Origin of the sequence: Streptomyces fumanus (assembly GCF_014655295.1) — a bacterium.
Taxonomy (GTDB): domain Bacteria; phylum Actinomycetota; class Actinomycetes; order Streptomycetales; family Streptomycetaceae; genus Streptomyces; species Streptomyces fumanus.
Genome location: NZ_BNBI01000003.1, coordinates 169,595 through 196,526, shown reverse-complemented (window position 1 = coordinate 196,526; position 26,932 = coordinate 169,595). Strand labels below are relative to the sequence as shown.

Genomic DNA, 26,932 nt, shown 5'->3' with positions numbered 1-26,932 from the left:
ACGGGCCCGCCGGCTCAGGCCAGTGCGCGGAGCAGGCCCTCCAGGTCGCGCTCGCCCGCGGGGGTCTGGGCGCCGTGGGCCAGGCCGCCGCGGATCAGCCGCTCGGCCGCCGGACGGACGATCTGGCCCGCCCAGGCGTCGTGCTCCCGCAGCAGCCCCTCCGCCAGGTCCGCCGGCGCGAGGGCCCGCTTGGCCGCCGCGATCACGCCCTCGGGCAGCGCGGCGATGTTCCGGGCGAGTCTGTCCACCACGGCGTCCAGTTCACCGGCGGGGACGGCCCGGTTGACCCAGCCGTAGCGCTCGGCGGTCTCGGCGTCGTACAGGTCGGCACCGAGCACCACCTCCAGGGCGCGGTTGCGGCCGACCCGCTGGGCGAGGTACTGCGTGCCTCCGCCGCCGGGGACGATGCCCATGAGGGCCTCGATCTGGCCGATCCCGGCCCGGCCGATCGCCGCGAACGCCATGTCCGCCGCCGCGACGAACTCCGCCCCGCCGCCGCGCGCCAGCCCGGCGAGCTTGACGATGGTGACCTGGGGCTGGTGCCGCAGCAGCTCCCCGAGGCCCTGGAAGACGTTGACGCCGTCCGGCACCTCGGCCGCCGGCTCGTCGAAGGCGTGCGGCGCGTCGACGAGCGACATGTCGACATGGGCGATGAAGAACTCCGGGTCGGCGCTCTCGAACACGATCACCCGGACCGAACCGTCGTCCCGCAGCGTGGTCAGCAGATGCCGGAGGTCGGCCATCAGGGCGACGTCCAGGACGTTGACGGGCGGGTTGTCGAGGGTGACACGGGCGACGCCGTCCTCGCGCGTCACCCGCAGGGTCGGGTAGGCGCGGGTGTCCTGGCTCATGGGGGTCTCCGATCGGTACCTGGTAGGCATCTAGGTTCCTGATGCATACTCACCGTGCGGTCACCGGAGACCAGCGTCAATAACGCACTTTCGGCATCTCAAGGATCGCGGAGGATACCTGCATGACCGCTTCCGACACCCGCGGCGTCGTCTACCGCGTCGACTGCCCCAGCCGCCCGATCCTCGACCAGATCGCCGACAAGTGGTCGATGATGGTGATGGCCGTCCTGGACGAGCCACGCCGGTTCAACGAGATCAAGCGCCGCCTGGAGGGCGTGACCCAGCGGGTCCTCACCCAGACCCTGCGCCGCCTGGAACGCAACGGGATGATCGTGCGCCGCGTACTGCCGACCTCGCCGGTCGGGGTGGAGTACTCCCTGACCCCGCTCGGCGCGTCCCTGCGGGAGCCGTTCGGCGCGCTGTACGCGTGGACGGTCGCCCACGCCGACGAGATCCAGGCGCACCAGCGGGAGTACGACCGCCGCACCGACCGGCCCTCGCCCTGAGCCCGCGCGCTCCGCCGGGGGGCTCCTGACCGTCCGGGTGATGTCCGTATGCGTGGGAGACATGGCCTTACGGACGTGGTGGGCGCGGTGCCCGGCGGAGCAGACTGCGGTGGTGCCGGACCCGGGATCAGGCCCGGGACGCTCCCGAGAGGGCTTCCGTGAGGGAGCCGCAGAAGGATGAGGTGAGAGGCCATGACCCAGGACGCGACCCTGGTGGCCGGAATCCCCGTGCCCGACACCAGGCTGGCCCGCGAGGCCACGGAACTGGTCCGGGACCGCACCAGCGAGCTGATCTACCACCACTCCCGCCGCGTGTACTTCTTCGGCAGCCTCCAGGGCCGCAACCGCGACCTCGGCTTCGACCCGGAACTGCTGTACATCGGGGCCATGTTCCACGACCTCGGCCTCAACGAGGAGTTCCGCTCCAGCGGACGCCGCTTCGAGGTCGACAGCGCCGACGAGGCCCGGCGTTTCCTGCAGTCGCACGGCGTGCCCGAGGACAGCGTGCGGCGGGTGTGGACGGCGATCGCCCTGCACACCACCCCCGGCATCCCCGAGTTCATGGAGCCGGAGGTCGCGCTCGTCACCGCGGGCGTCGAGTACGACGTCCTCGGCATCGGGTACGCGGCGGTCTCCGACGCGGACCGGCAGGACATCGTCGCCCTGCACCCCCGCCCCGACTTCAAGCGGCGCATCCTCACCGCCTTCACCGACGGCGTCCGCCCGCGGCCGGAGACCACCTTCGGCAACGTCAAGGCCGATGTGCTGGAGCACTATGTGCCCGGCTTCCGGCGGGGGGACTTCGTCCGCACCGTCCTCGACTCGCCGTGGGCGGAGTGACACGGCCGCGGGGCGGGCCCGCCCTCAGCCTTCGGTGACGCGGATGATGGTGCGGCCCGGGACGCGCTGCCGCGAGGCCAGGGCGGTGGCCGCCTCGGTCAGTGACCGCACCGCGCCGACCCGGACCCGCAGCCGGCCGTCCCGCACGCGTGCGGCGAGGTCGGTCAGGCGGGCGCGGTCGGGTTCCACCACGAAGAACAGGGCCCGCCCGTCCTCGGGGCGCACGGTGGGCGGATGGGCGATGGTGACGAGCGTGCCGCCGGGACGGACCAGGGCGGCCGAGCGGTCGAGGACGGCACCGCCGATCACGTCGAACACCACGTCCACCTGGTCCGTCTCCGCCCACCCGTCGGCCGTCAGGTCGAGGAAGGCGTGCGCGCCCAGGCCGAGGACGGTGTCCCGGTCGGCGGAGCGGCCCGTGCCGATCACCCGGGCTCCGGCTTCGCGGGCGAGCTGGACGGCGATCGAGCCGACCCCGCCGGCGGCACCGTGGACCAGGACGGTCCGGCCGGTGGCGAGCCGGGCGTGGTCGAACAGGCCCTGCCAGGCGGTCAGCCCGGAGATCGGCAGCGCCGCCGCCACCGTATGGTCGACGTCGGCGGGCAGCGGGGCGAGGTTGCGGGCCTCCACGGCGACGTACTCGGCGAGCGAGCCGTCGCGGGCCCAGTCGGTCAGCCCGAAGACCCGCTGGCCGACGGTGAGGCCGGTCGTTCCGTAGCCGAGTTCCGCGACCACCCCCGAGACCTCGTGGCCGGGCACGCTCGGGGTGCGGTCGCGGCCGGCGCGGTCGGTCCAGGTCGCGGGCCAGTCCAGCTCGCCCCGGGTGAAGCCCGCCGCGTGCACGCGCACGACGACGTCGTTCTCGGCGGCATGGGGACGGGGGAGTTCCTCGAGGGTCAGTCCGGCGGTCCCGGCCTCGCGATCGCGGACGGTGAGGGCGCGCATGGTATTGCCTTTCTGTCGTGGTGTGCTGCCGTGGCGACGGTTACCGGGGCCAGGGAGCGTCGAGGACGCGTTCCACCATGGAGGTACGCCGGAATCCGGGGACGAAGTGTTCCAGGACGTCCGCGTTGACGGTCCCGTACGTCGTGTCCGGGCGGTCCTTGAGACCGTCGACGAATGCCCGCAGGAATTCCCTCTTGAAATCACCGCGCGGATGAGCGGCGACGACCTCCTCCACCCGGTCGCCCGCCAGCCTGTCCAGCCCCCAGCCGACCGCGTCGGTCAGCACGCCGTAGTGGGTGGCGGCGACCTCGGGTTCCATCCGGCCGGGCACGCCCGGGGTGGTGTGCAGCGCGATCGCCCTCCAGACCACCTCGGCGGCAGCGCCGGGAAAACCCCGGGCGAGCAGGAATTCCCGCGCGTGGTCCGCGCCGTCCAGCTCGAAACGCTGCGGGGTGCCGGAGAAAGGCACGAGAAGACCTACGTCGTGGAAGACCGCGGAGACGTAGAGCAACTCGGGATCGGCCCGGAGGTTCAGGTCCCGGGCGTGCAGGGAACCGAAGAGGAAAACCCGCCGGGAGTGATGGAAGATCAGCGGATTCGTCCGCTCCGTGAGGAATTCCGTGGCCGCCGCGACGGCCGGGGTATCGGGCAGTTCCACCCCTGCGATGATGTCGGTCATGATGTCCGTGCTCCCCGGTGCGATGTGCTGCGAGTGGACCGTGCGTACGTTTCCCACGATGCCGATCACAGGGCCCCCGGCGCCGCCTCGGTCCGGCCACGAACCCCTCGAATCCGGCCACCCCGGGACGGTCCGGTGAACGCCGGCTCGCACCGGGTCGCGGTCCTCGTCTACGACGGTGTGAAACTGCTCGACGTCGCCGGCCCCGGCGAGGTGTTCGGGGAGGCGAACCTGCTCGGCGCCGACTACCGCATCGCCCTGGTGTCGGCGTCGGGCGCCGACGTCACCTCCTCGATCGGGATGCGCATCGCCGTCGAGGGCAGCGCCGCCCGGGAGCCGGACCCCGGCACGTTCCTGATGCCGGGCGGGGACATCTATCCGAGGACGCCGGTCGCGCCCGACCTGGCCGAGGCGACCAGGGACCTGGCGGCGCGGGCCGGGCGGGTCGCCTCCGTGTGCTCCGGTGCCTTCGTCCTCGGCGCGACGGGCCTGCTGAACGGCAAACGGGCGACCACCCACTGGAAGATCACCGGCGAACTCGCCGCCCGCCACCCCCAGGTCCGGGTCGAGCCGGACGCCATCTACGTCCGCGACGGCACGACCTACACATCGGCGGGCGTCACCGCGGGCATCGACCTCGCGCTCGCCCTCGTCGAGGAGGACCACGGTCCCGACCTGAGCCGCGAGGTGGCCCGCTCCCTGGTGGTCTACCTGCAACGGGCGGGCGGCCAGTCGCAGTTCTCCGCCCCGCTGCAGGGCCCGCCGCCCCGGTCACCCGCCCTGCGCGGGATCGTCGACCTGGTCACCGCGGACCCGGCCGGCGACCACTCCCTCACCGGACTCGCCGGGCGGCTCAACGTCAGTACGCGCCACCTCACCAGGCTGTTCCGCGAGGAGATGGGCACCACACCCGCCCGGTACGTGGAGTCGATCCGCTTCGACATCGCCAAGTCGCTGCTGGACCAGGGGCACACCGCGACCCGGGCGGCGTCCCTGGCGGGCTTCCCGAGCTACGAGAGCCTGCGCCGCGTCTTCGCCCGGGAACTGTCCCTCAGCCCCACCGCCTACCAGCGCCGCTTCGCCACCGCCCGCCGCGACCAGCCCGGGTGACGGCCACCGAGGACCCGCCCCGCACGGCCTCGTGAAGCGACCGCCCAGCCCGTCGGCTCCCGGCCCGGTCGCCGGAAAAGCGATCAAGTCGGTGATCTCGGGGCAGGCGGTTCTGTGATCTTGCCGATGACCAGGGGAGGGAGTCTCGCGTGATGTCACGGACACGCCGCATACGGCTCAGCGAGCGCCGACGGTCCTTCGATCTGCGGGCGACCGCCGTGTTCTTCGGTCTGCTCGCGCTCCTGGTGATCATCATGGGCTTCGCCGTCCGCTGGGCGGCCGCCGCCCTGCGGCACCGCCCGGGGTGGGGGATCGTCCTCGCCCTCGTCGTGACGGCGGCCGTCCTGCACCTGTGTCTGCGGCGGCACCGGCGCGGGTTCTCCGCCAAGCGGGCCGCGCACCAGGCCGCGGTGGCGCTGGAGGAGGCGACGCACACGGCGCTCGACGTACTGGAGACCCCGGCCCCGGCCACCGCGGCGCCCGGCGGGGCCGGGTCCCCGGCCGTGCCCGCGCCCCGCACCGGCCACACCGCGGCGGAACCGACCGTCCCGCTGCCGGGCGGCGGAGCGGCGGCCGACGCCTCCGCGACGCTCGTCTCCGAGCCAGCACCCGACGAACCACTCGGCGAAACGCTCGGCGAGACGCTCGACTACGCGACCCTGGACCCCGACGAGTTCGAGCAGGCGATCGCGGCGCTGTGCGAACGGGACGGATGCTCCCGGGCCGAGGTGGTGGGCGGCGCGGGAGACCTCGGCGCCGACGTCCTGGCCGTCGCGCCGGACGGGCGGCGGATCGTCATCCAGTGCAAGCGGTACGGCGACGGCAACCGCGTCGGCTCCCAGGACCTCCAGCGGTTCGGGGGCACCTGCTACACCGTCCACGAGGCCGATGTCGCCGTCATCGTCACCACCAGCGACTTCACGGCCCCGGCCGTCGAGTACGCCGAACAGTGCGGCATCGTCTGCGTGGACGGGGCGGCCCTGCGGGCCTGGAGCGACGGCACGGCGCCGGCCCCGTGGACCGCGCCGGTCCCCGAAGGGCCCCGGCGCTGAGCCACGGACGACCGGCGCCGCCACCACCGTGTACGGCGGACGCTCAGGCGCGGCTCCACCGCTGACTGGCCTGCCCGGTGCAGCTCCACAGCACCAGCCGCGTCCCGTTGCCGGTGCCGGCGCCCTCGGTGTCGAGGCACAGCCCGGCGTGGACGTTGCGGATCGAACCGTCGGAGCCGACGGTCCACTTCTGGTTGTTCTGCCCGTTGCAGGGCCAGGTGATCACCCGGGTGCCGTTGGCGGTGCCCTGGTCGTAGGCGTCCAGGCACCTGTCGCCGTAGACCCGGATCTCACCGCCCGCCCAGGTGGTCCACAACTGGTTGGCGGCCCCGTGGCAGTCCCACAGCAGTACGGTGGCCCCGGCGGCGGTGGAGGCGTTGTCCACGTCCGCGCAGCGGCCGGAGGCGCCGCCGCGCAGCCGTGCGGTGGTGGCGGCCAGCGGGGTGCCGCCGGTGACCCGGAACACGGCCACGCCGTGCGCGGGGACGCTCGCGGAGATCTGCCCGGACGTACTCGACGTGCCACCGGTCCACAGGTCGGTGAGGGTGAACGGCCCGCCGGACAGGCCGACCTGCGCGGCCGTCGTGGTGACCGTCGCGGTGCCGCCGCCCCGGTTGAACAGGCCCACCGCGACCGAACCGTCGGACAGCGGCTTGGCGAACACCTCGGTGTTCCCGTCGTCGCGCACCCGGCGTCCGCCCGCGCCCAGCGTGTCCTGGTTCACCGCCAGCAGACGGGAGTTGCGCAGGATCGCGCTCACGTCCGCGGACATGGTGCGGATGTCGTTGCCGGCCATGAGCGGGGCACCCAGCAGCGCCCAGAGCGCGAAGTGCGCGCGGGATTCGGTCAGGGTCAGGCCGGGACGGCCGACGACGAGCATGTCGGGGTCGTTCCAGTGTCCCGGCCCGTTCTGCGCGGCCAGTGGCGCGGTGACGTCCAGGACGTTGCCGACGCCCATCGGATAGCTGTTGGTGTTGCCGTTCTGCCAGATGTCGAGCAGGTCCTCGGTGGTGCGCCACAGGTCGGCGACCTCGCCCCAGTTGTAGGTGGCGCCGGTGATGGCGTGCAGGCTGTTGGGGTTGATGCTGTAGACGATCGGCCGCCCGGTGGCGCGCAGCGCGTCCCGCATGAGGGTGAACCGCGCCACCTGCTCGTCACGGGTGCCGCTCGACGAACACCAGTCGTACTTGAGGTAGTCGACACCCCAGGACGCGAAGGTGGCCGCGTCCTGCGCCTCGTGGCCCCGGCTGCCGGTGGCGCCCGGGTAACCGCCCGTGGCCTGGGCGCAGGTGCGCTCGTTCGGCGCCTGGTAGATGCCGAACTTCAGGCCCTTGCCGTGGATGTAGTCCCCGAGCGCCTTCATGCCGCTGGGGAACTTGGTCGGGTTGGCCCGCAGGTTCCCCGCCGCGTCGCGCTGCGGGTCGAACCAGCAGTCGTCGACCACGACGTACCGGTAACCGGCGTCCCGCATGCCCGAGGACACCATCGCGTCGGCGGCCTGGCGCACCTGGGCCTCGGTGATGCCGCACCCGAAGCTGTTCCAACTGTTCCACCCCAGCGGCGGGGTGAGCGCCGGGCTGCCCGGCGCCGCCGTGGCGGGGGAGTGGGCGGAGGCTGTCACGGACGCGGTGACCGTCAGGACGGCGGTCGCGAGAAGGCGGAAGAGTCGTCCGCCTGTTCGTCTGGGCACCGAGAACTCCTTCTCCGGAGGAACCCCCTGACCCGGGGGTCGAAATTTCGGACGCCGTTCGGAAATGCGTAGGTGCCCGCAGATACTCAAGGAGCCGACCTGCCGTGTCAACACCACCGGCGTAACCCGCCCGTTTCCGCCGCCGACGCGGTGATCGCGCCTGTACGGGCGGTCGTTCACGGCCCCCACCTGCGGGAACGCCACTTCCATGACGACGAATGTTTCGGCTGTACCGGCGATCCATGCGAAAACTATTGACGCCGTTCACTGATTGCCTACCATCCAAGTTGCTCGATACCTCGACTTGCGTTCGACATCTCGAACAAAACCACCGGCACGTCCGCACATCCACCGCAACCGCCGAGCCGCAAGGGGTGCGCCGTACGATGCATATGTCATGGCCATGGCCAGAGCAGTCCTTCTCGCGCCGCCGTGCCCTGGCGGCCGCCACCGGTCTCGCCGCCGGCGCCGTCCTCCCGCTAGCGGGCGCCTCCCGCGCCGCTTCCGCCCCCGTCGGGGAGCCCGCCCTCGCCGCGGGGGAGTACACGAACCCGGTGATCTGGCAGGACTTCGCGGACATCGACGTCATCCGGGTCGGGGACACCTACTACGCCTCGGCCTCGACCATGCACTACTCGCCGGGCGCGCCCGTCCTGCGCTCGTACGACCTGGTGCACTGGGAGATCGCCGGCCACTCGGTACCGGTCCTGGACTTCGGCGCCAAGTACGACCTGAACGGCGCCCGCGGCTACGTCCGGGGCATCTGGGCGTCCTCCTTGGCCTACCGCCCGAGCAACAGGACGTTCTACTGGCTGGGGCAGATCGACTTCGCCCGGACGTACGTCTACACCGCGACGGCCGCCGAGGGACCCTGGAGCCGGCTGACGACCATCGGCACGCCGTACTACGACGCGGGACTGCTGGTCGACAGCGACGACACCCTGTACGTGGCGTACGGCAACACCACGATCAGCGTGGCCCAGTTGTCCCCGGACGGCCGCAGCCAGGTTCGTACCCAGCAGGTGTTCACCACCCCGTCGAGCATCGGTACCCTGGAGGGCTCCCGCTTCTACAAGATCAACGGGCAGTACTACATCTTCCTGACCCGGCCCGCCAACGGGCAGTACATCCTGAAGTCGTCGGGCGGCCCCTTCGGCCCGTACACCCTGCGGCAGGTGCTGCTCGACCTGCGCGGGCCCATCTCCGGCGGCGGCGTCCCGCACCAGGGCGGCCTGGTGCAGACGCAGAGCGGCGCCTGGTACTACCTCGCCTTCGTCGACGCCTACCCCGGCGGCCGGATGCCCGCGCTGGCCCCGGTCACCTGGACCTCGGACGGCTGGCCGGTGGTCCAGACGGTGAACGGGGCCTGGGGCACCACCTACCCCAGCCCGGCCGTACCGGCCCCGCCCCGCCAGGTCACCCCCATGACCGGTGTCGACGCCTTCGACGGCACTTCCCTCAAACCCAGGTGGGAGTGGAACCACAACCCGGACAACACCAAGTGGTCGCTCGGCAACGGCCTGACCCTGCGCACCGCCACCGTCACCAACGACCTGTACTGGGCCCGCAACACCCTCACGCACCGCATCCAGGGTCCCACCTCCACCGCCACCGTCCAGCTCGACCACTCGGCGATGACCGACGGCGACCGGGCCGGACTCGCCCTGCTGCGTGACTCCTCGGCCTGGATCGGCCTCAAACGCGAGGGCGGCACCACCCGGCTGGTGATGGTCAACGGGCTGACCATGGACACCAACTGGAACACCACCGGCACCGGCTACGAGGCCGCGAGCGCGCCCGTCACGGGCACCCGCGTCTGGCTGCGCGCCAGCGCCGACATCCGCCCCGGATCGGCCCGCCCGGGGAGGTTCTCCTACAGCACCGACGGCGTCACGTTCACCCGCCTGGGCCCCGACTTCTCCATGGGCAACGACTGGCGGTTCTTCATGGGCTACCGCTTCGCCCTCTTCTCCTACGCCACCCGGGCGCTCGGCGGTTCGGTCCGCGTCACGCGGTTCGAACTGGCCACGCCCTGAACCCGGTCGGAACAGCCCCCGACGGAACCGACCGGACCGCTCACACACGAAAGATGAGGTCCCATGCGCAAACGACATGTCAGCCGCAGACACGCGTCCGTGGTGGTCGCCACCGTGGGCGCGGTCCTGGCCGCGCTGGCGGCGATGCTCGTCGCCACCCCGGCCCAGGCGGCCGCCACCGGCGCCCTGCGCGGCACCGGCTCCGGCAGATGTCTCGACGTGGTCGGCGGCGGCCAGACCGACGGCACGGCCCTGCAGCTCTACGACTGCTGGGGCGGGACCAACCAGCAGTGGACGTCGACGGACAGCAACCAGCTCACCGTGTACGGCGACAAGTGCCTGGACGTCCCGGGCCACGCCACCGCGGCCGGCACCCGGGTGCAGATCTGGGGCTGCTCCGGCGGCGCCAACCAGCAGTGGCGGATCAACTCCGACGGCACGGTGGTCGGCGTCGAGTCCGGACTGTGCCTGGAGGCCGCCGGCGCCGGCACGGCCAACGGCACGGCGGTGCAGATCGGGACCTGCAACGGCGGCAGCAACCAGAAGTGGACCGGCCTGTCCTCGGGCGGCGGCAACGGCACCTGCGCCCTGCCGTCGACGTACCGCTGGTCGTCCACCGGCGCGCTGGCCCAGCCGGCGAACGGGTGGGCCGCGCTGAAGGACTTCACCAACGTCGTCTACAACGGCAAGCACCTGGTCTACGGCACCAACGTGTCGGGATCGTCGTACGGCTCGATGGCGTTCGCCCCCTTCACCAACTGGTCGGACATGGCCTCGGCCCGGCAGACCGGCATGAACCAGGCCGCGGTGGCGCCCACGCTGTTCTACTTCGCGCCCAAGAACATCTGGGTGCTGGCGTACCAGTGGGGTTCGTGGCCGTTCATCTACCGCACCTCCAGCGACCCCACCAACCCCAACGGCTGGTCCGCGCCGCAGCCGCTGTTCACCGGCAGCATCTCCGGCTCCGGCACCGGGCCGATCGACCAGACGCTGATCGCCGACGGCCAGAACATGTACCTGTTCTTCGCCGGTGACAACGGCAAGATCTACCGGGCGAGCATGCCGATCGGGAACTTCCCCGGCAACTTCGGCTCCTCGTACACGACGATCATGAGCGACTCGACGAACAACCTGTTCGAGGCGGTGCAGGTCTACAAGGTGCAGGGCCAGAACCAGTACCTGATGATCGTCGAGGCGATCGGCGCCAACGGGCGTTACTTCCGCTCGTTCACGGCCTCCAGCCTGAACGGTACGTGGACCCCGCAGGCCACCAGCGAGAGCAACCCCTTCGCGGGCAAGGCCAACAGCGGTGCCACCTGGACCAACGACATCAGCCACGGTGACCTGGTCCGCACCAACCCCGACCAGACCATGACCATCGACCCCTGCAACCTGCAGTTCCTCTACCAGGGCAAGTCCCCCAGCGCGGGCGGTCCCTACGACCAACTGCCGTGGCGGCCGGGCGTGCTCACCCTGCAGCGCTGACCGGCGTCCACCTCCCCGGGGAACCCCGGCCGTGCCACGGCCGGGGTTCCCTCCGCGTCCGGCCCGGTCGGTCCGCGCGGTCGACTCCCGTGCCCCGGACGCCTCCCCGGACGGGCGAACCGGGCCGGTGACGCGGGTGCCGCCGGATAGCGTGGTCGCGGGCGCCCCGTACCGCGCCGGCCCCACCCCGCGGACCTCGCACCCTCGCACCGGAGCTCGCCCATGGACCCGTCCACCCCCGCCCCCGACGCGCCGCACCCAGGGCGGGGCGCGTCAGCGGAGGAGTACACCGTCGTCGTCATCGGCGCCGGGCTTCCGAGCGGGGCCTGCGCGCCCGCCTGGTCCCGGCCCATCGGTTCGGCTGCGAACGGGTCATGCTGTCCAACGGCTCCTACCCGGCCCTGCACCGGGCCGGCGTCGAACTCGTCACCGACGCCATCACCGCCATGTTCGGCACCGCGCTGGCCGAGCCGGTCCCGCACTCCGGTCCCTGGAGCAGGCCCGACCTGGTCGCCCACGGACTGGACGAACGGCACGTCAGGTTCGTGGAACTGCTGACCCCGGCACTGCGCCGCAGCGGCGCCCTGCGGCCCGAACCCGACGGCCGGTTCCGCCTGGTGGCGACGCCGGTACGGTATCCCGAGGTGACGGCACGGGCCTCGACCGAGGCATCGGCGTTCGTGCACGGGCAGACACTGCTCGCCCACCAGACCCACCAGCTCCCCGGCATCCTCCGGGGCCGCCGCGACCCCTGGACCCGGACCAGATCGACCCGCACCAGCGCGTGGACGGCTACGGCCTGGACTCACTGATGGCCACGGAACTCCTGGTCACCCTCCAGACCCGCTACGAGGTGGAGATCCCGCCCATGGAACCGCTCCGCAGCGCCAACGGCACCCTCACCGACATCGCCAGGCTCGTCCACCTCCGTCTCGGCCTCGCCGGCGGCACCACACCCCCGGCACCCGCCCCGCCGACACCGAGGCGGGACGGCACCGCGGAACCCGGCGCGTCCCGCGTACCCCGCCAGGAGGGCACTGGCCACGGGACGACCACCGCCGGCCGCAAGCCGGGTGTGTGGACGCAGGAGGAAGGGTGACTCGGGCGGACGAGAGGTTGGGGAGACAGCCTCTCGGGTTCTTCGCCGGCCCCGGCCGGCGAAGAACCGCCCGTCACCCCGAAGGGGGAAGCTGATCCGGATGGCACGGGGGAGACTGGTGGATGTGACCGATCGCGGACGCACGGCCGAGATGCTGGTGGACCTGGTCCAGCTCTCCCACACGACCAACCTGGAGGCGCTGCCCCGCCTGGTGGCCGAGCGCACCGCCTCCGTGGGACTGCACGACAGCGCCATGTTCCTGGTGGACCTCCAGGACAAGGTGATGCGCGAGGTCACCGGCCGTGGACTGGACGCGGGGGAGGGCGGCGAGGAGGTGCGGGTCGACGGCACGCTGCCGGGCCGGGCCTGGCAGCGGGTCGAGAGCATCGCGGAATCCGGGACCCGGCAGGGCCGGCGGCGGTGGTGGACACCGATCACCGACGGGGTGGAGCGGCTGGGCGTGCTGCGCACGGACGTCGCCGAGGGCGAGCAGCCGCAGCAGGTGCTGAGCGAGGTGGCGTCGGTGATCGCGCTGCTGCTGCTGAGCAAGCGCTCCTTCAGCGACTCCTACGCGCGGCTGGTGCGCAGCGCGCCGATGAACGTGGCGGCGGAGATGCAGACGAACCTCATGCCGCCCCCGGCGTACGCCGGTCACAACGTCACCGTCGGCGCCGTCCTGGAACCCGCCTACGACCTGGGCGGCGACGCCTTCGACTTCGCGCTGGCGGGCACCACCCTGCACCTGGCGGTGTTCGACGCGATGGGACACGACACCGCCGCCGGCATCACCGCCAACGTCGCCGTCTCCGCCTGCCGCAACGCCCGCCGCCAGGGCGCCTCCCTGGCCGATGCCAGCCGGTGGGTGGAACGCACCCTGATGGAGCAGTTCGGCGCCAGGCGCTACGTCACCGGCATCCTCGCCGACCTGGACACCACCACCGGCGTACTGACCTGGATCAACCGCGGCCACCACCTGCCCCTGCTCATCCGCGACCAGCGCGGCAGCACCACCCTGACCTGTCCGCCGGCCGGCCCCATGGGCACCGGCCTGGGGCTTCCCATCACCGTCTGCCGCGAGCAGTTGCAGCGCGGTGACCGGCTGGTGCTCTACACCGACGGTGTGGTGGAGGCCCGTGACGCGGAGGGCAACGAGTTCGGCCGCGACCGCTTCGTCGACTTCGTGCTGCGTCACCACTCCGGCCACTTCACCCTGCACGAGACCCTGCGCCGTCTGATGCAGGCCGTACTGGACCACCACCCCGGGCCCATGGACGACGACGCCACCGTCCTGCTGGCCGAGTGGCGCGGCGGGGACCAGGACGTCCTCGTCCCGTGACGCGGCGGGCGCCCGTGGCGGTCGCCCCGGGCCGTCAGGCGTCGAAGCGGCGGCGGGCGCCCTCGATGTGACCGAGGTGCTGGTGGGTCCAGCCGCAGATGGCGTCGACCGCGGCGAGCAGGCCCCGGCCCGGCCCGGTGAGGGTGTACTCCACGCGCGGCGGCACGGTGGGGTGCACCTTCCGGTCGACCAGGCCGTTGCGCTCCAGCATGCGCAGGTTCTGGGTGAGCATCTTGTGGCTGACGCCCTCCACCTCGTCGCGCAGTTCGCTGAAGCGCAGGGTGCGCTCGCCGAGCGCCTCGATGATCAGAAGCGCCCACTTGTTGGCCACGTCCGAGAAGATCTCCCGCGCCAGCGAGTCCGCGCGCCGCAGGTCGGCGTCCTCGGGCAGTCCCTTGAGCAGTCGCTTGGTCACCATCTGGTTCCCCAGTCACCGAAAAGTGCGTTCTTCCAGGTCAACCGTCACTCTCCTACAGTTCCCGAGTAACCACAAGAGAGCACGACGGAAGGACGGCCACCATGGCCCCCATCGATGTCTTCGCCTTCGGCATCCCGGCCGAGAGCGACTTCGGCTACGCCCAGGCGATCAGGTCCGGTCAACTGATCCACGTCTCCGGTCAGCTCTCGTTCGACGACGCGGGCGAGTTCCGCCACGCGGGCGACTTCGCGGCCCAGCTCCGGCGGACCCACGCCAACATGGACAAGGTCCTGGACCACTACGGCGCCACCCGGCACCAGATCGTCTCGCAGACCCTGTACGTGGTGGACCTGCGGCAGCACGCCGCTGCCCTGGCCGAGGCCAACCTGGCGTACTTCGGCGACCACCGCCCGGCCAGTACGGTCCTCGGCGTCACCGACCTGACCCTGCCGGGCCAGGTCGTCGAGATCGGCTTCGTCGTCGACACGGAACTGCCCCGGCTCTCCGCGCGGGGAACCGGGCGGCGGTGACGGCACCGTTGACGCACCCACGGCAGCGGCTGCTAGGTTTCCGGTGGCCGTGCGCGTCAGGAGGAGGTGGTACCCGTGAACGTATCGACAGGGGTGCTCTCCTCCGGGGTCACGGTCGGGCGGTAGGTCGTCCGGGAGCGCCGTCTTCTGGCCCTCCCGAAAGGCACGACCATGCGATTCACTTCCGAACGGCGGCTCGACGACACCGTTCTCGAGCGCGCGTTCACCCTCGGTGACATCCCCGGCTTCCTGTGGACGCCCGTGTCCGCGTCCGCCGCCGCGCCGGTGCCGCTGATCCTGCTCAGCCCTCCTCCGCTCGGGCTGCGCAGGGTGTATCCCCGGCTGGTGGAGCGGGCCCGGGGGTCCGCGGCGGACGGTTTCGCCACGGCCACCATCGAACTCCCCGGAAAGGGCGACCGGCCGCGGTGGCCCGCCGCCGAGCGGGCCGCCGCCGACCTGCGCCGGGCCATGGAGGCCGGCCGGCCGGTCGGCGAGGAGATCATCGACGCGCTCGTCCTCCCCCTGGTCGACGCGTCCGCCCCGGAATGGCGGGCCGCCCTGGACGCCTTCCTGGCGCTCCCCGAGGTCGGCGGCCCGGTCGGGTACTCGGGCGGAGTGATCGCCCTCGGCACCCGACTGGCGGTGGTCGAGCCGCGCATCTCGGCCGCGGTGCTCTTCGCCGGGAGCTTCGTCCCGCGCGCCAGCTTCGAGGAAGCCCGCCGGGTCACCATCCCGCTGCACGTCCTGTTGCAGTGGGACGACGAGGGCAACGACCGGCAGGCGGCCCTGGACCTGTTCGACGCCTTCGGCTCCCCGGAGAAGACGCTGCACGCCAACATGGGCGGACACACCGGCGTACCGCCCTTCGCGGGCGAGGCCGCGGCCCGGTTCTTCACCCGGCACCTGAAGTGACACCTGCCGCCCGCCGGGTCACCGGCGGGCGGCAGGCTCGGACCGTGCCCGCCGGAACCAGCGACGCCGCCAGGGCGCCGGCGAGCACGGTCACTGCCCGGTGACCGAGCCGACCGGGAGCGCCCCGTTTTCGGGAGCGCTCCCAGTCGCGGGTGGGGCGGTCAGGAGGTGGGGAAGGAGTCAGGGGTGCTGATACGGCTCTTCAGCAGTGCCCCGGAGTCGGTCAGTACGGCGCTGCTGCTGTAGTCGGTGCCGTTGCAGGTACCGGGCTTGAAGGCCGCGCTGCTCTCGTTGGCGTCGGAGTAGGTCCAGTTGGCGTAGCTGATCTTCAACTGGTCGAGCAGGTCCAGCCAGGCCGTGGTGCTGGTCCGGTCGAACGTCCCGCCGCCGGTGGCGGTCACCGTGCCGAACTCGGTGACGAACAGCGGGAGCTTGGAGGCCGCCCGGCTCACCGCGGCGCGGTAGTTGTCCTTGTGGCTCGCCGCGTAGAAGTGGAACGCGTACATGATGTTGGTGGCGTTGACCGGGTTGTTGATCACCTCGGTCTCGTTGGAGCCGTCCGAGACGCCCAGCGAGGACCAGCCGCGGGTGCCGACGATGATGACGGCGTCCGGGTCGGCGGCCCGGATCACGGGGATGACCTGCTCGGCGTAGTTCTTGATGGCGGTCCAGCTCACGCCGTTGGGCTCGTTGGCGATCTCGTAGATGACGTTCTTCTTCGCGGCGTTGCGGGCGGCGACGGAGGCGAAGAACGTCTTGGCGCGGTCGAGGTTGTAGTTCGGGTCGCCCGGCGTCAGGGTGTGGAAGTCGATCAGGGCGTACATCCCGCGGGCCTCGGCCATGTCGACGTAGCTGTTCACCCTGCTGGTGAAGCCGGCCGGGTCCGTCTCGTAGCCCTGCTCCTGCACGTACATGGCGATGCGCAGCAGGTCCGACTTCCAGTCCTTGGCCAGCGCGTCCAGGGACGCGTTGTTGTAGCACTTGCTGAACCACTGGATGCCGTGCGTGCTCATGCCCCGGAGCTGGATGGGCCGGTTGTACTGGTTGCACAGGTTCACGCCGCAGACGTGGAGCTGCCCGTTGGTGCCGACGGGCGTCGAGTCGCCCGGGTCGGTGGGATCCTCGCCGCCTATGTCACCGGTACAGGCCACGCCGTTGAGCGTGAACGCGCTCGGCTTGGGGTTGGAGCCGGTGAACGTGCCGGTGAAGCCCAGGTCGGTGCTGCCGCCGGTGGCCAGGGTGCGGTTCCAGTCCAGGTTGGTGGCGGAGACCGTGGAGCCGGACTGGGACCAGGTGGCGTTCCAGCCCTGCGTGAGCTTCTGTCCCGCGTCCGGCAGGGTGAACTTCAGCGTCCAGTTGCTGACGGGGTCGCCCAGGTTGGTGATCTTCACCCCGGCCTGGAAGCCGCCCGCCCACTGGCTGGTGACGGTGTAGTCCACCTTGCAGCCGGTGGCGGCCACCGCCTGCGGGACGGCCAGCGTCGTCAGGCCCAGGGCCGTCGCGCAGGTCGCCAGTAACGCCAGCATGCGTTTCACAGCATCTCTCCTCGACGAAGCGGAATCCTTTTGGGAGCGCTCCCAAAAGGCGTCGGCCCGAGACCGTACACCGGCGCGTCGGCTCCCGTACAGGCATCCGACAGAGGAACCACGCAGCGATACGAACGGCCCCAGCTCAGCCGGCCGGCGCGCCCGGGGGCCGGGAGCGGGTCGGGCGCGCTTCCGTTGCGTTCGCGACCCGGCGGGCCGCTGCGCCCGGTGTCCGCCGTCGGCGACGCCGTCGTGGACACAGTTGGCCAGGACCACGGCGGCCCCGGACTCGGTGAAGGCGCGGGCGGTGGTCAGGCCCTCCCGGTCGACCGGGCCGCGGAGGAAGTCAGCGGAAACCGGCGGAGCGGCGCGGGACCGCCACGCAGGGCACATGAGGGCGAATCAGGGCGGACATCGCCCGGGACACGAATGGCAGCCACACGCTTGCGGCATGCCTCCCAGGAACGACGGCATACGCCGTAGCCGCCCACAGAGGCTCGGCGAGAACAACACGCGTCGCGTTGAACCCCTCGGTGGCCCCCACCGTAGTTCTAGGACCAGATGGGGATGAAAGGAGACGGCTGTGCCGAACGCGACCCCGGCTCAGATGGTCGAGATGCAACGGAAGCTGGATCAAGACCGTGCTCAGCTTCCGCATATCCGGCAGCGCGTACGGGACCGGCTCAGGAACCGCCCGGAAGAGAGGACCAACTTCACCGCCGCCATCGACAGGCTCATCGAGCTGGACGCCTTCGAGCAGAGGGGAATCGGCTGGGCCAAGGGGAATCCGGAGGGTGACCAGAGGTTCCGGGAGCTGAGAGCCGGCCAGAAGACCGACCGGGAGACGGTGCTCGAGATCCTCCGCAACGCCGAGGGAAGAGCGCGCAGCAGCAGGGACCGGGAGAGCCTGAGTGCGGACCGTCGGCTTCTCAAGTCGATACCGAAACAGGAAAAGGAGCTGTACCGGGCGCGCCGCGAATACGCCAGGAGTATCACCGAAGACACCATGGAGGCCGTTCCGTTCGCGTCCAACCAGATCAGCGACATCGCCAACAGCGGTGGTCAAAGCTATGACGCGCTGGAGGTCCTGTTCAACGAGGACATCAGGGTGCCCACCGCCGACATGCCGACGTGGCTGGGCCAGACCGCGGTGCTCGCGGCACACGCCAAAGCCGGCGCCTGCGACGACCAGAGTGCCTACGCCTTCACGGAAGCGAACATGAGGCTCGAGGGAACCCAGGTGACGCGTGCGGACCTTGAGCCCGGACATGCGATGGTCATCATCGGACCGCCGAACCGTCCCGAGTCAGCACACATCGACACGTGGCCGCTGCAGGCCAGGGTCACGAACCCGCAGACCTATGGGCTCGACAACATCCAGACCGGCTCCGTCACTTACAGCCAGATCGCCGACGGGCGGGACCTCCGCAGGGAGGCGATGGAGACCTTGCGCCACCCGCTCCCGGACGCTCCCCCCCTCCGGGACCCCATCAGCTTGGACGCGGCCATGGAGAGGATGCGACTCGAAGGAGTCGGGGAGGAGACTTACCACATCACCAGCACGAGCACCGTTCCCAACAGCGACAGTGACAGCGACGACGTGACTCAGGGCTACGGCCACCCCCTGAGCCCGGCGGCGTTCACCGCCCACCTCGACAACGGCTTCCAGATCCAACCCGAATCCGCGATACAGTCACCGACCTCCGCAGCGTACTCGTCCGACTCGTCGGCCGACACGCACCACCCGTCGGACGAGCAGTACGGGGCTTCCGCTTCGGACTTCAGCGCCGCGTCGTACCCGGGAACCGCGTCGTACCCGGCAACCGCTTCGTACGCGGGTACCGCTTCGTACGCGCCCAATCCCTACGGCACCTCGTCCGCCACCACGTCATGGGGTACTGGCCACATCCAGTTCACCCCGAGCTACGGCCTCCAGGATGTTCGGTACGCCCAGTACGCCCAGTCCTACGGGCCCACCGACCAGCCGGGCCCCGCCGCCATGAATCCCGTCGGCTCGCAGGGCGCCGGCAGTTACAACCCCAGTGGCCCGCTGCAGGGCGCCGTTGGCACCCGGGGGCACCATGGACCGTCCGGTTCGCAGTGGCCCCAGCAGCAGAGTGGACAGCGCAGGCGACGTTAGGGCCTCACCCCGCCGCGGGAAGGATGCCGATGCGGGCCGGGGTCAGGCCGGGGGAGTGTCGCCCAGGCAGCGGTCGATCGCTCGGCGCAGTCGGGCCTGGAGGGTGATCACATGGGGTCGGGTGGTGAGCATGTGGTGTTCGCCGGGGACCTGGACGTACCGCACGGGCCGGTCGGAGAACTTGTCCCAGTCGCGCAGGAGGTCGAGCCAGAGCGCCCGGGCCTCCTCGGCCGGCAGCTTGTCGAACATCGGCAGCGGCGGGGGCTCGGCGCCGTGGAAGACGGTGATCTCCGGTACCGTCCCGCTCGGTTCGTACTCGGCCCGGACCGCCTTCAGGGACTCGGCCAGCATCATCCAGTCCGTGAACTTCTGGAGATCCATGTCGAGTTCGGCCAGCCGCCGCTCCGACGCCGAGCCGATCACCTCGGCGAGCTGGTCTTCGGGCGGCAGGCCGCGCAGCTTGTCGGGCAGTGCCCGTGACTGCTCCGGTGTGATCAGGCCGAGGAAGAGGGCCAGCACCGAGATCGTGACGGGGAAGTCGAGGCCGGGCAGCAGCGGGCGCAGCAGCGGCGGGAAGTCGATCGCGCCGAAGAACGCCACCCGTTCGCCCCGGGACTGCAACTCCTGCGCCAGGGCGAAGGCGACGATGCTGCCGGAGGAGTAGCCGGCGAGCGCGTACGGGCCGTGCGGCTGCCGGGCCCGGATCGCCGCGGTGTACGTGGCGAGCAGCTCGGCGTGCGACGTGAACGGCGCCTCGCCCTCGCCGAACCCCCGGGCGCGCAGCGCGTGGAAGGGCCGGTCGCCGGCGAAGTACCGGCTCAGGTCCAGCAGCGCGAGCACCTCGCCCGCGCCGGGGTGCACGCAGAACAGCGGCGTCCGGTCGCCGTCGTCGCGCATCGGCACGACGGGGTCGTAGCCCCGGGCGCCGCCGGTGAGGTGCTCGGCGAGCGCGCGTACGGTGGGCGCGGTCAGCAGCGTGCTGGTCTCGAGGTCCGGCACCCCGAGACGGCTGCTGACGGCGCGGCGCAGCTTCAGCACGTCCAGTGAGGTGCCGCCGAGGTCGAAGAAGTCGGCGGTGGCGCTGATGTCGTCCGGTGCCATGTCGAACAGCTCGGCGTAGATCCCGACGAGGGCTTCCTCGGTCGGTGTGCGCGGTGGCGCGTACGCCCCCCGGTGGCGCCGCACCAGGTCCGCGGCGCGCGCGATGGCGTCGGCGTACTCGCCGGCCTCCACCTTGGCCCGCAGCGCCGACCGGGAGATCTTGCCGAGGCTGTTCTTGACGAACTCCTCGCGGGGCAGGGGCAGGACGAGCGCGGGCCGGAACGCCCAGTGCATGACGACGGTGCTGCGGACGGCGGTCAGCAGGCCGAACAGCGCCCGGTCGTCGTCGGTGGCCGGGTGGAAGGCGACGACGAGCTGCTCGGTGTCGCTGCCCGGCGGCCGGATCGGAAAGGCGGCGATGTGCGACGGGACGATGCCGTCGAGCTGGTGCAGCACCGTTTCGATGTCGTGGCTGTAGTAGTTGACGCCATTGACGATGATGCTGTCCTTGTTCCGGCCGAGCAGCGTCAGCCGCCCGTCGTCGATCCGCCCGGTGTCGCCGGTGCGCAGCCACCCGTCCGCCGTGAACGCCGCCCTCGTGGCCTCCTCGTTCCGGTAGTAGCCGGGCGTGATCATCGGCCCGCGGAGCTGCAGTTCGCCGTCGTCGGAGATCCGCATGTCCAGGTTCTCCACCGGACGGCCCACCGCGGCGAACTCCTGCCCTCGGTCCGCGTCGGGGAAGTCGAGCGAGTACACGCTGCCCGCGCAGGTCTCGGTCATGCCGAACGCGGGCCACAGCACGCCGTGGGGCAGCCCGAACTTCTCCAGGAACGCGGTCCCGGTCGCGAGCGGCACGGCCTCGCCGCCGCTGACGATGTGCCGCAGGCAGGAGAGGTCCACGTCGTCGGGGAGCCGGTACCGGTCCGCGTTGAGCAGGCCCAGCAGGAAGTTGGGGGAGAACGTGACCGTCACCCCGTGCCGGGCGATCAGACGCAGGAAGTCGAGCGGTTGGTCGAGGATCGCCGACGGCGGCACATGCACCTGCGAGGCCCCGGCGAAGAGCGGCAGCAGATGGCACTCCAGCAGCGCGGCGACGTGGTCGAAGCCGATCCAGTTGAGCGAGACATCGGCGGGCGTCAACCGGTGGAAGCCGTTCTTGGCGGGCATCGACGCCAGGAGGTTGCCGTGGGTGAGCATCACCGCCTTGGGCCGGCCGGTCGATCCGGAGGTCGGCATCAGGACGGCCACCTCCTCCGGACCGGCGTCGTAGGTGCCGGTCGCCGGTTCGTGGCGCGCCAGCTCCTCGTACGGGGCGACGCGCACGTCCGGCAGGGGGTGCCGCTCGTCGGCCACGAGCAGCGGCCGGTCCAGGAGTTCGTGCAGGTGCCGGTGGTGGTCCCGGTCGGCGTCCTTGGCGCCGGGCGGGAGCGGGCAGGGGACGAAGCCGCCGAGCACGCAGGCCCAGAACGCCGGGAGGAACGACCCGGCCTCGTCCAGGAGCAGCAGGACGGTGTCGTGCGGGCGCAGACCGTGCCGGCGCAGGCCGGTCAGCGCGCGGAGCGCTTCGTCCAGCAGTTCCGGGTAGCCGCTGCGCCGCACGCCGGTGGCGCCGTGGTAGTGGAGCGTGGCGGTCGGGTGGGACCGCGCCGCGTCTGCCAGCAGCCGGCCGATGTTCCGCGTTTGCATGGTTCCCCGCTTCGTGCTTGCCGGTTGGTCCGCGCCGGCCTCACGCCAGTGTCGCGGTGAAGAAGGTGACCGGGTGGTGGCGCTGCGGGCGCCCGTAGCGTTCACCCAGTTCGTCCACGGTGGACTCGGTCACCGTCCAGCCGAGGGACGCCAGGTGTGCGCGGGCGTCGCGGCGTGGTTCGGTGTGGGTGATGCGGTCGATGTCGATCCCGAAGCCGGCGATCGTCGACCGTACGGCCGCGTCGGCGCCGCGGATGTCCGCGGCCGTCGCCCAGACCGCGATCGTGCTGCCGGGCGCCGACAGTTCGTCCGTCCGGTCCAGCAGCTTCTCCTCGGCGGCCGGCGGCAGGAAGGGCAGCAGGCCCTCGGCCAGCCACGCCGTGGGCCGCCGTGGATTGAACCCGGCCCGGAGGAGCGCGCCGCCCCAGTCCGTCCGCAGGTCGACCGGCACCGGGCGCCGGTCGCACCTCGCGCGCGCGTCGGCGTCGTCGAGCACGGTCTGCTTGAAGTCCAGCACCGGGCCGTGATCGATCTCGAACACGGTGCACCCGGCGGGCCAGGCGAGCCGGAACGCCCGGGTGTCCAGCCCCGCCGCCAGGAGCACCACCTGGTCCAGCGCGGCCTCGGCGAAGTAGTCGTCCAGGAACCGGGTGCGCAACGCGGTGACCCGGGCCAGGGCCCGCAGGTTCTCGGCGTCCTCGCGTCGCCCGATCTGGGTGTGGCTGACCGGGAACACCTCGGACAGACCCGCGGCCCGGACGAACTCCGCGGCAAAGTCGTCTTCGAACAGCGGATGGTTCCCGTCGGTCTCGATGGCCCGCGAGGCGGCCACGGCCACAGCCGTCACGTCCATCGACGCTCCCCTGAGGTCCCGTGGCGGACGCCTGAGGTTCCGTGGCGGACGCCTGAGGTTCCATGGCGGACGTCTGGGGTCCCGTGGCGGACGCCTGACGTCCCGTGGTGGACGGCGAGGTCTTCGCGCCGTCGGTCCCCGCGGGTGAGGGTGTCGCCCACCGGGTCTTCCGCTGCCGCCATGTCGTCCTCCGCGTGGCATTCCGCACGAGCCGAGCACCTTGAGGTGGATTGTCCGGGACTACTCTGGCACGCCCTTCCCGGCGCGCGGCCCGGAAACGGGCCCGCGGGCATCCGGTCGGCGGAGCGCGTGACCGGCGCACTGGCGGGGCCGCCGGCCGACCGTCGTCGTGCGCCGGATCCGTGGCCGCCGCAACGACGGACGGGCCGGCGGGCGACACCGTGTGTCACCCGCCGGCCCGTCCGCCGAGGTCTCAGTGCCGGCGCTGGGCGGCCATCCACTGCCATATGCGGGTGCCGTCGACGCGGGGGTCGTTGCGGGCGACGTAGATCCACGACCAGTGGCCGGGGAAGCGGTAGCCGTTCCAGGTCACGTCGTCGTAGAGCGTCATCAGCGAGCCGGGGATCAGCTCGTGCGCGTGGACGGTGTTGGCCCGCGGGTCCACCGTGGTGTCGTCCCGGGAGGTGACCAGCCAGGTGGGGGTGGTGATCCGGGCCAGCTCGGGGTCGGGGATCAGCGGCGCGCCCCCGGCCGGGAACGAGGTGACGACGCCGCAGATCGGCACGGACGCGGCGAACAGGGTGGGATAGACGGTGGTCATCTTCAGGCTCATGTAGCCGCCGTTGCTGCACCCGGCGACATAGATCCGGTCGCGGTCGACGCGGTGGGCGCGGGTGACCTCGCGGACGATCTCGTGGATGAGCGGGGCGAAGCGGGGGCCGTCCTCCATCCAGTACGAGGTGCTCTGCGGGGCGACGACATAGGCGCCGCCGAAGACGCGCTGCGCCTCGGGGGTGGCGAAGCCCAGGGCGCCGCGGTTGGCCCGCAGCGTGGTCTCGTTGTCGTAGTAGTGGTCGGGCAGTGAGGCGCCCTCGCCCCCGCCGTGCAGCCAGACGATCAGCGGGTGCCCGCTCCGCCGGGAGGAGTGGGCGCGGGCGGGTGAGTACAGCCGGTACTTCATGCCCGAGCCGGAGACGTGGGAGCTGAACGCGTCCACCTCGCGGTCGGACAGCCCGGGTTCCCGCACGAACTCGCCGATGACGACCGACCGGTGGCCGCGCAGGGGGATCGGCGCGTGCTGGGTGAGGGTGTAGTCCAGGTCGAGCAGCACGTTGCGGCCCCGGCCCGCGAGGTAGCCCAGCGTGCCGCCCCCGGTCCGCCCCTCGCCGTGGCTCAGGTCGAGCACGATGTCGCCGCGGTGGTCGAGCCGGACGGCGGTCACCGTCCGGTCGACGTCGTACGTGCCGGAGACGACGTCGTCGCCGAGCGGTATCGGGCTGGTGGCCCGGGCGTGCACGCCGAAGGTGCCGGTGGTCAGGCCGGCCGGGTCGACCGGGCCGAGCCGGGCGGTCCTGAGGGTGATCGAGGTGACCTGTTCGCCGCCGTCGAGCACTTGGGCGTTCAGGGTGTATCCCACGCGGGTGGTCCTCCGGTCGGCGGCATACGCGTCGACGCCGGGCAGGGACAGGCCGGCGGCGGCGCCCGCGCCTGCGGCCAGAACGGTGCGGCGGCTGATACGTGTGGCCATGCGGGCTCCCTTGGGTGCGCAGACTTCATCGCGGACTGTGCGTCGCACTCGGCGGGCCGCCGCCGGACAGCCGGCCGCGGCCCACCACGTACAGGATGAATGTCATGAGCAGGTCACACCAGAGGGCCCTCTCGACCCAGGTCGCACCAGAGGGCCCCTCGACCCGTCCGCCGTTTCGCCTTCCGGCGCTTCCGTCAGGTGTGGGAGAGGGCGAAGGAGACCAGGAAGCCGCTGACCGTGACCAGTCCGATGGCCAGGTGCGCGTCCTCGAACGCCTCGGGAATCATCGTGTCGGCGACCATCGCGAGGATCGCCCCGGCCGCCACCGCGGTCACGGCGGCGATCACCGCGGGGGAGAAGCCGCCGACCACCGTGTAGCCGAGGACCGCCGACAGGGTGCTCGCCGCGGCGATGGCACCCCACACCCCGAAGACGTACGCCTTGCCGCGGCCCGCCTGTTTCATCCCGGCCGAACTGGACAGGCCCTCGGGCACATTGCTGATGAACACCGCCGCCACGGTCACCAGGCTCACCGCTCCGCCGTCGAGCAGGCTCACACCGATGACCGCCGACTCCGGGACCCCGTCGAGCAGCGCACCGAAGGCCATCGCGAGACCCGAACCGCTCTGCTGCTGCTCGGAGGGCTGCGCCCGGCCCGGGTGGTGGCCGGAGCGTTTGCGGTGCCGGGCGCCGCGGCGGGCCAGCCAGATGTTGCCCGCCGTATAGGCCACGGCGCCGGAGAGCGTACCGATCGCCGCGGGAGCCAGCCCGCCCTGCTCGTACGCCTCGCCGACCAGTTCGAAACTGACCGCCGACAGCAGCACCCCGGCCCCGAAGGCCATCACCGTCGCGACCACTTTCTGCGGGACCCGCAGCCCGTACCCGACCGCCGCACCGAGGAGCAGCGCCGAACCCGCCACCAGTCCCCACAGACCTGCTTGCACCACTTCAGCCATGCCCGATCAGTACCCGCCATCGGCCAGGTCATCGGCCGGCCGCGCGGCACCGTGTGCCGCGCGGGCCGGTCAGGAGGTGAGGTGGGTCATGGAGCGGGCCCGCTGCCACATGCCGGGGACCTGCTCGACCGGGCGCTGCTGCTCCCCGTGCAGGGCGTTGAGGACGACCAGGCAGCCGGTCAGGGCCGGGACCGCCCACTGGGCGCAGACCAGTTGCCGCCGTGCCTTGCCGAGGTCGACGGGGTGCTGCTGCGCCTTCTCCACGTCGGAGGGGTCGGTGGAGGAGGCGAGTTCGATCTTCTTGCCCAGGACGCGGGTGTAGGCGGTGGCGGCCAGGGCGGCGGCGGTGACGAGGGTCTTGGCCGTGGTGGAGGCGGCCACGCCCTGCTGGGTGGCGACCCGGTGGGCGTTCGCGGCGAGCAGACCGCCGCCGCCGAACAGGTGGGCGCCGATCGCGGCGGCGTTGACGGGCGTCCACTTCGCCCACCCCGACGAGGAGATCCGGTCGGTGGCGGTCTGTGTGCCGCCCTCGTCGTGGGCGGCGCCGTTCAGGCCGACGGCGCCCATGAGCGAGCCGCCGAACCACGCGGCCAGGCCCAGATCGTGCAGGCTGCGGATGAGGGTGTTGCGCTCGGACATGACCGTGCTCCTTCGGTGAGGGGGAGAGGCCGGCGGAACGGCCGGACACCTCCACCCTGACCTCGGCCCGGCCGCACGGCCAGCACGACTGCGCCGGACGGGCGCGCACGTGCCCGCCCGCCCGGCGGCGGCCCGGCCGTCAGGTCGCGTCCTGCTCCGGGTGTGCCTCGTCGGTGTCCTGGCCGGCCTGCCCTTCGCGGCCGGCGGCGCCCTCGTCACCTCCGGACGCCTCTTCTTCGGGGGGTACGTCCTTCTCGCCGGTGACCTGCTCCAGCGGGTGGGACAGCTCTTCGTCGCCATGGGGAGTGGACATGTCGGTTCCTTTCCGGGGGACTGCCTGCCGAGTCCCCCGGGCGGGCCGGGGGATGCGCGTCCCCGTCGGCACCGCGCGGAGGTGTGAGAAGCGGCCGGCGCGGCACTCGCCGACCAAGGACGAGCAAGCACGGGGAACCGGATGATGATCGCCAGGTGGTCCGCACCATGAAACGCCAGCAGTACGTCGTCGCCGCTTCCGGCCAGTGGACCGACGAGGAGGAGGGCCGTCGCAGGCTGCCCTCCGGTGAGGTGCACGCCTGGCAGCCGGGCCGGAACGAGACCGTGTGCGGACTCTCGCTGAGCCGTTCCCGACTGATCCGTTTCCCCCATGTCACCTGGCCCGACATCTTCCCCGAATCCGGCGGCGCGGCCGACCGGGTGCAGCGGGTGTGCCGGCGCTGCGCCTCCGTGGCCGGACACCGCGGCGGCGACGCCCGCCCGCGGTGGACCCGCACCAACCCCCGCCCATGAGCCGGGTACCGCCCCGCGCCGGGGCCGGGACCCCGTACCCGGGCCGCTGACCCGACGGCACCCCATCCACCCCGTGGATGCGCGCCATCAGCGGTTCCGATGCGCCGG

25 protein-coding genes are annotated in these 26,932 nt (G+C 71.8%); 13 read left to right on the top strand and 12 right to left on the bottom strand.

Annotated elements, in window-relative coordinates; translation table 11 throughout:
* Positions 1 to 14 precede the first annotated feature (14 nt).
* Positions 15 to 851, bottom strand: coding sequence for an enoyl-CoA hydratase/isomerase family protein (locus IE316_RS08025; RefSeq protein WP_190203452.1), 837 nt, complete (start codon positions 849 to 851; stop codon positions 15 to 17).
* A 122-nt stretch (positions 852 to 973) separates the two neighbouring features.
* Between IE316_RS08025 and IE316_RS08020 the strand changes: the two genes are divergently transcribed.
* Both IE316_RS08020 and IE316_RS08015 read left to right on the top strand, forming a co-directional pair.
* Positions 974 to 1,357, top strand: a complete 384-nt coding sequence (locus tag IE316_RS08020) for a winged helix-turn-helix transcriptional regulator (RefSeq protein ID WP_190203451.1) — start codon at positions 974 to 976, stop codon at positions 1,355 to 1,357.
* Positions 1,358 to 1,549: 192 nt separating this feature from the next.
* Positions 1,550 to 2,197, top strand: a complete 648-nt coding sequence (locus IE316_RS08015) for an HD domain-containing protein (protein ID WP_190203450.1) — start codon at positions 1,550 to 1,552, stop codon at positions 2,195 to 2,197.
* A 24-nt stretch (positions 2,198 to 2,221) separates the two neighbouring features.
* Here IE316_RS08015 and IE316_RS08010 read toward each other — a convergent pair whose 3' ends face one another.
* Both IE316_RS08010 and IE316_RS08005 read right to left on the bottom strand, forming a co-directional pair.
* Positions 2,222 to 3,142 (bottom strand): NADP-dependent oxidoreductase, encoded by a 921-nt coding sequence (locus IE316_RS08010; protein WP_190203449.1) that lies wholly within the window; start codon positions 3,140 to 3,142, stop codon positions 2,222 to 2,224.
* A gap of 40 nt (positions 3,143 to 3,182) precedes the next feature.
* On the bottom strand, positions 3,183 to 3,821 hold the full coding sequence (locus IE316_RS08005; protein ID WP_190203448.1) for an HD domain-containing protein: 639 nt from the start codon (positions 3,819 to 3,821) through the stop codon (positions 3,183 to 3,185).
* Positions 3,822 to 3,956: 135 nt separating this feature from the next.
* On the opposite strand from IE316_RS08005, the gene IE316_RS08000 reads away from it, so the two are divergent.
* Positions 3,957 to 4,931, top strand: a complete 975-nt coding sequence (locus IE316_RS08000) for a GlxA family transcriptional regulator (protein WP_190203447.1) — start codon at positions 3,957 to 3,959, stop codon at positions 4,929 to 4,931.
* Positions 4,932 to 5,083: 152 nt separating this feature from the next.
* Entirely contained in the window at positions 5,084 to 5,983 is a 900-nt protein-coding gene (locus IE316_RS07995) for a restriction endonuclease (RefSeq protein WP_190203446.1), read from the top strand.
* Positions 5,984 to 6,026: 43 nt separating this feature from the next.
* On the opposite strand, the gene IE316_RS07990 is transcribed toward IE316_RS07995, so the two are convergent.
* The gene (locus tag IE316_RS07990) at positions 6,027 to 7,673 is read right to left on the bottom strand and encodes a glycoside hydrolase family 27 protein (RefSeq protein ID WP_190203445.1); all 1,647 of its coding nucleotides are present in this window, start codon (positions 7,671 to 7,673) and stop codon (positions 6,027 to 6,029) included.
* Positions 7,674 to 8,065: 392 nt separating this feature from the next.
* Between IE316_RS07990 and IE316_RS07985 the strand changes: the two genes are divergently transcribed.
* From IE316_RS07985 to IE316_RS07965, 5 genes are all read left to right on the top strand, one after another.
* The gene (locus tag IE316_RS07985) at positions 8,066 to 9,709 is read left to right on the top strand and encodes a glycoside hydrolase family 43 protein (protein WP_190203740.1); all 1,644 of its coding nucleotides are present in this window, start codon (positions 8,066 to 8,068) and stop codon (positions 9,707 to 9,709) included.
* A gap of 63 nt (positions 9,710 to 9,772) precedes the next feature.
* Positions 9,773 to 11,194, top strand: a complete 1,422-nt coding sequence (locus IE316_RS07980) for a non-reducing end alpha-L-arabinofuranosidase family hydrolase (RefSeq protein WP_190203444.1) — start codon at positions 9,773 to 9,775, stop codon at positions 11,192 to 11,194.
* Between the two features lie 374 nt (positions 11,195 to 11,568).
* Entirely contained in the window at positions 11,569 to 12,006 is a 438-nt protein-coding gene (locus IE316_RS07975; protein WP_190203443.1) for a hypothetical protein, read from the top strand.
* Positions 12,006 to 12,293, top strand: a complete 288-nt coding sequence (locus IE316_RS07970) for a hypothetical protein (RefSeq protein WP_229910267.1) — start codon at positions 12,006 to 12,008, stop codon at positions 12,291 to 12,293. The genes IE316_RS07975 and IE316_RS07970 overlap by 1 nt, the downstream gene beginning before the upstream one ends.
* A gap of 124 nt (positions 12,294 to 12,417) precedes the next feature.
* Positions 12,418 to 13,629 carry a PP2C family protein-serine/threonine phosphatase gene (locus tag IE316_RS07965; RefSeq protein WP_229910266.1) on the top strand — a complete coding sequence of 404 codons (1,212 nt, stop codon included), beginning with the start codon at positions 12,418 to 12,420 and terminating at the stop codon, positions 13,627 to 13,629.
* 34 nt (positions 13,630 to 13,663) lie between these two features.
* On the opposite strand, the gene IE316_RS07960 is transcribed toward IE316_RS07965, so the two are convergent.
* Positions 13,664 to 14,047 (bottom strand): winged helix-turn-helix transcriptional regulator, encoded by a 384-nt coding sequence (locus tag IE316_RS07960; RefSeq protein ID WP_190203440.1) that lies wholly within the window; start codon positions 14,045 to 14,047, stop codon positions 13,664 to 13,666.
* Positions 14,048 to 14,148: 101 nt separating this feature from the next.
* On the opposite strand from IE316_RS07960, the gene IE316_RS07955 reads away from it, so the two are divergent.
* Both IE316_RS07955 and IE316_RS07950 read left to right on the top strand, forming a co-directional pair.
* Positions 14,149 to 14,577 (top strand): RidA family protein, encoded by a 429-nt coding sequence (locus tag IE316_RS07955; protein WP_190203439.1) that lies wholly within the window; start codon positions 14,149 to 14,151, stop codon positions 14,575 to 14,577.
* A gap of 171 nt (positions 14,578 to 14,748) precedes the next feature.
* Positions 14,749 to 15,489 carry a dienelactone hydrolase family protein gene (locus IE316_RS07950; RefSeq protein WP_190203438.1) on the top strand — a complete coding sequence of 247 codons (741 nt, stop codon included), beginning with the start codon at positions 14,749 to 14,751 and terminating at the stop codon, positions 15,487 to 15,489.
* A 161-nt stretch (positions 15,490 to 15,650) separates the two neighbouring features.
* Here IE316_RS07950 and IE316_RS07945 read toward each other — a convergent pair whose 3' ends face one another.
* A complete protein-coding gene (locus IE316_RS07945) occupies positions 15,651 to 17,024 on the bottom strand; it encodes a cellulase family glycosylhydrolase (RefSeq protein WP_190203437.1) in 1,374 nt (457 codons plus the stop codon).
* Positions 17,025 to 17,598: 574 nt separating this feature from the next.
* Here IE316_RS07945 and IE316_RS07940 point away from each other — a divergent pair.
* Positions 17,599 to 19,155, top strand: a complete 1,557-nt coding sequence (locus IE316_RS07940; RefSeq protein WP_190203436.1) for a hypothetical protein — start codon at positions 17,599 to 17,601, stop codon at positions 19,153 to 19,155.
* A 42-nt stretch (positions 19,156 to 19,197) separates the two neighbouring features.
* Here the strand turns inward: IE316_RS07940 and IE316_RS07935 are convergent, their stop codons facing one another.
* The 6 genes from IE316_RS07935 to IE316_RS07910 all read right to left on the bottom strand — a co-directional run bounded on the left by IE316_RS07935 (position 19,198) and on the right by IE316_RS07910 (position 26,351).
* Positions 19,198 to 21,882 carry a non-ribosomal peptide synthetase gene (locus IE316_RS07935; RefSeq protein WP_190203435.1) on the bottom strand — a complete coding sequence of 895 codons (2,685 nt, stop codon included), beginning with the start codon at positions 21,880 to 21,882 and terminating at the stop codon, positions 19,198 to 19,200.
* A 40-nt stretch (positions 21,883 to 21,922) separates the two neighbouring features.
* A complete protein-coding gene (locus IE316_RS07930) occupies positions 21,923 to 22,735 on the bottom strand; it encodes an SAM-dependent methyltransferase (RefSeq protein ID WP_190203434.1) in 813 nt (270 codons plus the stop codon).
* Between the two features lie 433 nt (positions 22,736 to 23,168).
* Complete coding sequence (locus IE316_RS07925; protein ID WP_190203433.1) at positions 23,169 to 24,443, bottom strand: carboxylesterase family protein; 1,275 nt, start codon at positions 24,441 to 24,443, stop codon at positions 23,169 to 23,171.
* A 194-nt stretch (positions 24,444 to 24,637) separates the two neighbouring features.
* Entirely contained in the window at positions 24,638 to 25,399 is a 762-nt protein-coding gene (locus IE316_RS07920) for a ZIP family metal transporter (protein WP_190203432.1), read from the bottom strand.
* Positions 25,400 to 25,468: 69 nt separating this feature from the next.
* A complete protein-coding gene (locus IE316_RS07915; protein ID WP_190203431.1) occupies positions 25,469 to 26,038 on the bottom strand; it encodes a hypothetical protein in 570 nt (189 codons plus the stop codon).
* Positions 26,039 to 26,177: 139 nt separating this feature from the next.
* Entirely contained in the window at positions 26,178 to 26,351 is a 174-nt protein-coding gene (locus IE316_RS07910; protein WP_190203430.1) for a hypothetical protein, read from the bottom strand.
* Between the two features lie 167 nt (positions 26,352 to 26,518).
* On the opposite strand from IE316_RS07910, the gene IE316_RS07905 reads away from it, so the two are divergent.
* On the top strand, positions 26,519 to 26,824 hold the full coding sequence (locus IE316_RS07905) for a hypothetical protein (protein ID WP_190203429.1): 306 nt from the start codon (positions 26,519 to 26,521) through the stop codon (positions 26,822 to 26,824).
* Positions 26,825 to 26,932: the final 108 nt, after the last annotated feature.